At 32.3% G+C, this 6,912-nt stretch carries 2 protein-coding genes; one reads left to right on the top strand and one right to left on the bottom strand.

Features of this window, described 5'->3' with window-relative positions; all coding sequences use genetic code 11:
* Nucleotides 1-430 precede the first annotated feature (430 nt).
* Nucleotides 431-2,404 carry a putative porin gene (locus BT107_RS15355; protein ID WP_072304718.1) on the bottom strand — a complete coding sequence of 658 codons (1,974 nt, stop codon included), beginning with the start codon at nt 2,402-2,404 and terminating at the stop codon, nt 431-433.
* 244 nt (nt 2,405-2,648) lie between these two features.
* Here BT107_RS15355 and BT107_RS15350 point away from each other — a divergent pair, with 244 nt between their 5' ends.
* Nucleotides 2,649-6,911 carry a thrombospondin type 3 repeat-containing protein gene (locus BT107_RS15350; RefSeq protein WP_072304717.1) on the top strand — a complete coding sequence of 1,421 codons (4,263 nt, stop codon included), beginning with the start codon at nt 2,649-2,651 and terminating at the stop codon, nt 6,909-6,911.
* Nucleotide 6,912 lies beyond the last annotated feature (1 nt).

Raw genomic sequence — 6,912 nt, 5'->3', positions numbered from 1 at the left:
AATTTAGGACTGCAAACTTAGCTCTTTTAACTAAAGCAAAACAAGCTTTTTTTAACTTATTTCTTAACCTTTATTTTAAACCAATTTTACAACCTTTTCAATGAACTTTGCTAACTTATTAACTCTATGTTTTTCCCTTAGCGGGTGCAAATATACAGAGCTTATCTGATATAACAACTCTTTTTTAAATCTTTTTTGAAGTTATTTTAAAAACATCCTTTACAACCCTATTTATCAACCTCTTAAGTAGACCTCTTTTTCTGCTTCTTTTAAGCAAATAACAGAACATAACTATTAGCTCACTATTTATAGCCCGTTCTTTGTCTTTAACAAGGCGATTATCAATCTATATAAGGAGTAGATTTTATACTATATAAATATAAAAAAGATGTTATTATATCTATTATTATCCTTATACTGCTTTTTTAAATTACGAAAAGAAGTTCCATACCAGCCCAAACCTAACTACAAAGTCGCGATATGGATAGTTTGGAGCCGAATAATAGTCGTAACCAGTAAAGGAAGAATTGAAGTGTTCTGCTTTTAAATAGATGCGCGTTTGCTTTACTTTTGCATTAATAAAGAAATCTAACATAGGGTATGCACCTAACTCTTGCTGGTTTTGAGTATAAAATTCTCCTAGAGCAGGATTATAGGCATTCATATTATAAGCAGTAAAGTATTTAAAAGTAACTCCGGTTTGCATAAACATTGCTCCTTTAAAGACTTTCTTAGAATAATAAAGAGTATTCCTGGTTACTAAATCTGGCAAATTAAGCACTTGGTTAGATTGAGAAACATTTTGATACATTATAGTATTATCTAATGCCCAACGACCAAACTTAAACTCTTTACTATACTTTACTTTTAAATAACCAACAGATGCGCTTTCTTGAAACGGTTTTATATATGCATTTTCCTCATCATTGTCTATCTGTTCTTGAGTTGCTGTGGACCCAAAATATGTATACTTATCTATATTGGTATATTTTGCTGCAAGTGTTCCATAAGCAGTTGAACTATACTCAAAGGCTAAACTGTTTATATTCTGCTTATCAAAATTACTTGTGTTTTGCCAGTTGTAGTTTTCATAATTACTCTGATAGAGCAAGAAATTAAAATTTGGCATTTTAGATTCGTTATGCAGAGATGCAACAAACTTATGTTTGTCCTTATATATATAGGTTGCTTCTGCATTAATTAAACTACCACCCAAATCTCCTGATAAATTATATGCTGCGTCTCCTCGCAAATTAAACTGACCTATTCTTTTGCTATACTCTGCTCCTAACGAAATATCCGTTCCTTTATATTGACTATCTATATTACCTGTTGGCGTTATTAGTAAACTCTTAAAAAAGTAATTGTAGTTATATATACCTAAGTAGCCTTTCAATTTACCCAGTAATCTATTTGAAAAAGTTGCGTTTAACTGATTGTAGGTTGTCTGCAACTGAGCTTTATCTTCTGTTTCTGCTAAAAAAGAATTTCCAAAATAATCTGACTCCGCGTCCTGATTAAACTTAGAAAATTTAGTCTCGTAATTAAACTGATGCCCTACTTCTATGGATGTTGCAATAGCGCTGCTTGTTGAGTCTTCTGCTTTCTTAATTAATTTGTATTGATGGTCTAAAAAATACCTCTTCCCTAAAATTTCACTTTCGGCATTTATAAAAGCTACATCTAACCTATCTCTACTAGAAAACTCTGTATCTCCAGATTCAAACTGAGATTCCCCATCTATTAAACCTCCATTTTCCTGAAAAACAACATCTTGAACCGCTATATGAGCTAGCATTTGGTATCTGTTATTTTTAGAATTATAATTTGTAGTTACGGTAAAGTTGCCCGATTCTGACTGATTGTAATTGTATTTCCCTAAAGATCTAAAACCTTTGTAACCTAAAGAGACGTTTAGCTCTGGAGACATATTAAATGTTAGCATTGCATCTAACAATTGACCTTGTTCCATAGTTGTTTTAAACATTAACTCTGTTAAAGGTGTTGGTACGTTGTAATATTTAATATCCTCTACCTCCCAATAATTACCTCCTAAAGCAGAAGCTCCTAAAGATGGATACATACTAGAGTTATTTAAGTCTACACCAAGAGCATTTGAAGGTTTACCTATGTTTGAAAAAGGCATTAGTTCAAAACCGTCTTTTCTTAAATAGTTATATTTATACTCTTTTTGTATGGTAAGAGTTGTATCTAAAAAGACCGTATCTCTTTTAATAGTAAAAATTTTATATTCTTCTACACTAGGCTTTTCCTCTTCTCCTTCTTTTAAAACCTTACCTGGTTTTTTTCCACCTTTAGGATCTAAACCTTTTTTAGAAGCTATTGGATCTTGTGCAAAAGCAACTGCACTCCACAAAAATATTACGAATACTATATATCTCATTTATAAAAAATATAAGCAAAGGTAATTTTTTTACATTTAACTAGCTGTGAAAGTTTTGTTAGCTTTTTAAGACTATTGTATAAACAGTCTGTAATTACATTTTTTAAGATTTAATTAACAATAAATTAAATTTAGCTTGTGACTACACTCTTTAATTAGGATATTTGCGACATAAGTCTTAATAAAATGTTAAATTGTTATTTAGCGTTAAAAACTACAAGAATACCTACCAAACATATCAAAAATGAATAAAAAAGTACTCATTCTCTTTTTATTAACCTGTACACTTTCTTTTGCACAGTTTAATGAGGGAGCTCCTTGGATGAAAAAATTAAAAAAAGAAAAAACGAGTACAGCTTCTAAAAGCATAAACTCATATTTCTCTATTGAAGAGATAACCACATCTTTTGACGAATATTGGAAAACAAAAAACAGAGATACTAAAGGGAGCGGTTACAAACCTTTTATGAGATGGCGTAATTACTGGATAAACTTTGAAAACAGTAATGGGAACATACCTTCTTCTAAACAAATATGGGATTCTTGGCAAGCAAAAGAAAATAGAGCCGGTAAAATTAACCCAACCAGTAACTGGAGCAATATAGGACCATCTACAAGTAATGCTTTTGCAGGTAGATTACCTGGAAATGGAAGAATTAATGCTATAACTGTAGATCCAAATAATGCAAATATTTGGTATGCAGGAGCACCCGCAGGTGGCATATGGAAATCTACTAATGCAGGAAATAGCTGGACAAGCTTATTTTCTGATTTTTTACAAATTGGAGTTTCTGGTATTGCAGTAGATGCCAATAATTCTGATATTATATATATTTCTACAGGTGATGATGATGCCGCAGATTCTTATAGTATTGGTGTTTTTAAGTCTACAGACGGAGGAACTACTTGGAATGAAACCGGTCTAAACCCAACTACAATTGGAAATGGAATTAATTTTTTAACTAATGAAATTACAATAGACCCTACAAATAGTAATATTGTTTGGGTTGGCTCTAATAATGGATTATACCAAACTACAGATGGAGGTGCTACATGGACCAACAAATTATCTGACGACATAACAGATTTTAAATTAAAACCTGGAGACAGCAACACTATTTACGCAGTTTCTTATAATTCTTTTTACAAATCTATTGATGGCGGAAATACTTTTAACACGGTCACCAGCAACCTACCAACTACATCCGGAAGATTGGTTTTAGGTGTTACACCTGCTAACAACAATCTGGTTTATGTCTTAAGCGCTGCTACAGATTACACTTTTCAAGGTTTTTATAAGTCAACAAATAGCGGAACAACTTTTACAAAAACATCTAACACTGTAGATATTTTAGAGTCTAAACAAGCTTGGTTTGATTTAGCTTTAGAAGTTTCACCTACAGATGAAAACACAATTTTTACCGGCTGTTTAAATATTTGGAGAAGTACTAATGGAGGCAATAGCTTTAACAGACGTAATAATTGGAGTTCTAATAACAGCTCTTACACCCATGCAGACATACATACTCTAAAAATGTTTGGCTCTACTCTTTTTTGTGGTAGTGATGGTGGTTTATACGTATCAGACAATAATGGAACAACTTTTACAGATGTTACAAGCGGTATGTCTATTGGTCAATTTTACAGAATAAGCGTTGCAGAAGATGATGCTTCTAAAATGATTGGTGGATTACAAGATAATGGAGGTAATATTTTTAACAACAATCAGTGGAATAATTACCATGGTGGTGATGGTATGGATAATGTTATTGACCCAAACAATAATAACCTAGTATATGGTTTTACCCAATACGGAGGATCATTAAATATATCTACGAATTCAGGAGAAACAATTGGACAAATTGGACCACCTAAAGATTCGGCAGACGAAGACATTGAAGGAAACTGGATTACACCACTTGCAATTAACAGCAACGGAGATGTGTTCGCTGGTTTTGATGCTGTGTATAAATTAGAAGGGGCAAGTTGGAGTAAAATTTCTACTAATTTAGGTTCTGGCAAGATTGATGATTTAGAAACAGATCCCAATGATCCGAATACAATATATGCAGTAAAGAATAGAACTATTTACAAAAGCATAGATAAGGGTATAACTTTTAGCACCCACATTACATTACCAGGTTTTATTTCTGATTTAGCTGTAAACGTTTCTAATAGCTCTACATTATATGCAACAACATCTAACAGAGTAGGAATTGCATTATCAGGACAATCATCTTCACGTGGAGTTTACAAAATAATTTCTGATGGTACAGATGTAACTCAAGAAAATATTACGTTAAACTTACCAGATGATCAAGCCTTTTTTAGTATTGTACACCAAGGGCTTCATCAAGACAATCCAATTTATGTTGGCACAAGCTTAGGTATTTTTAGATTTGATGACTCTTTAACAGAGTGGGAAGAGTATGATACTAGCTTACCAAGTGTTGCTATAGGCGATTTAGATATCAATTTAAATGAAAACATTTTAACAGCTGCAACTTACGGTAGAGGTGTTTGGCAATCTCCTATACCTATTAAAGATCCAGAAAACGATGTTAGCCTAAAATCTATCTCATTACAATTAAATTCTATTTTATGTGGTGATGTTACGACTGACATCGAAATAAAAAACATAGGAACAAATCCTATTAATGAGGTAAACATTACATACGGCCTAAACAACACAGACGAGATTTATATATGGAATGGCACTTTAAATTTTAACGAATCTACAACCATAACCTTACCTAGCATAACACCTAATACGTTTGGTAAAGTTTCACTAAATGTTTCTGCAACTATTGCTAGCGATACATTTGAAACAAACAACTCTAAATCTACTGTAATTTACATAAATAAAGAAGGTGCTGGAGGTGTTATGAATACTTTTGACAATACAGAAGATGCTCTTGTAACATATAATGATGCTAGCAGCAATAGTCTTTGGGAGAAAGGAACCCCTTCTGGCACACTACTAAATAGCGCTAGCTCTGGTTTAGAAGTATATGCTACTAATCTAGATGGTGAACACCCAAACAATACAAAAGCCTTTTTAGTAAGTAATTGTTACAATATTTCTACAATAGCAAACCCAGTGCTTAAATTTAAAATGGCTTATGACCTAGAAGAAAATTGGGATATTGTATATGTAGAATATTCTATAAACCAAGGAAAAGATTGGAGTAATCTTGGAAGTATAAATAGCCAGCCAAATTGGTATAATAGCGACAGGACTAATGCTTCTTCTGGAGTTGCTGATGACTGTCAGAATTGCCCAGGAAAGCAATGGACAGGAACCAATACTACATTTACAGAGTATGCGTACAATTTTAATACAAATGCTACTTTAGGAGAAACTAATTTATCATTAGAAAATGAAATTATCTTTAGAATCGTTTTTCATTCAGATCCAGGTGTATCTCAAGAAGGTGTTGTTATAGATGATTTTATTTTAGATGGCGAGCAAGATGATGATGATGATGACAATGATGGTATTCTAGATATAGATGACAACTGTCCAACTATTGCAAACGCAGATCAATTAGATACAGACGGGGATGGCATTGGTGATGTTTGTGACACTGATGATGATAATGATGGTGTTTTAGATATAGATGATAATTGTAAACTAATAGCAAACATAGACCAGGCAGATTTAGACAATGATAATATTGGTGATGTTTGTGACAATGACAACGATAATGATGGTGTTTTGGACAGCGTAGATATATGCCCAAATACAACGCCAAACACTGTAGTAGATGTTAATGGTTGTGCTGTATTTTCTTTACCTACATCTAATTTTAAAATAAAAACAACTGGAGAAAGTTGTATTTCTAGCAACAATGGATCCATAGAAATTACCGCAGAAGAAACTTACAACTACACTGCAATTATTAGTGGAGATAAAAATGAGACTAAACAATTTATAGACGTAGTTTCCTTTAATGACTTGCCACTAGGGACATATGCTATTTGTATAACCGTAGAAGGACAAACTGATTATGAGAATTGTTTCACTGTTTCTATCTCTGAGCCAGAAGCTTTATCTGTATCTTCAAAGGTAAATTCTGTTTCTAACAAAGTAACATTTAATTTATCTGGCGGAACCGTTTATAAAATAAGTATAAACGATAAAGTTTACTCTACCACAAAAAATAAAATTACTCTTCCTCTAGGAAAGATTGAAAATAATATTAGTATTAAAACTGATAAAGACTGTCAAGGTTTATACGAAGAACGTATTATATCTAGTTCTGATATTTTTATATATCCAAACCCTGTATCTAGTGGAGATTTAACAATAGAATTAAACAAACCTGAACTACTTAAGGTAGAGGTTTCTTTATTCACAATTAATGGTAAACGCGTTTTTAAAAAGGACTACCCTACTAATAATAGTGCCATTAAATTTAATGTAGATGCATTGGCAAGAGGTATATATGTTCTAAACATTAAAACCGACGAAACGTTACTTACATATAAAATAATTAGAAAATAAA

It is taken from the genome of Cellulophaga fucicola (genome assembly GCF_900119145.1).
Taxonomy (GTDB): domain Bacteria; phylum Bacteroidota; class Bacteroidia; order Flavobacteriales; family Flavobacteriaceae; genus Cellulophaga; species Cellulophaga fucicola.
Note: the sequence above shows the minus strand (reverse complement) of the source record. Positions and strands in the feature narration are given on the sequence as shown.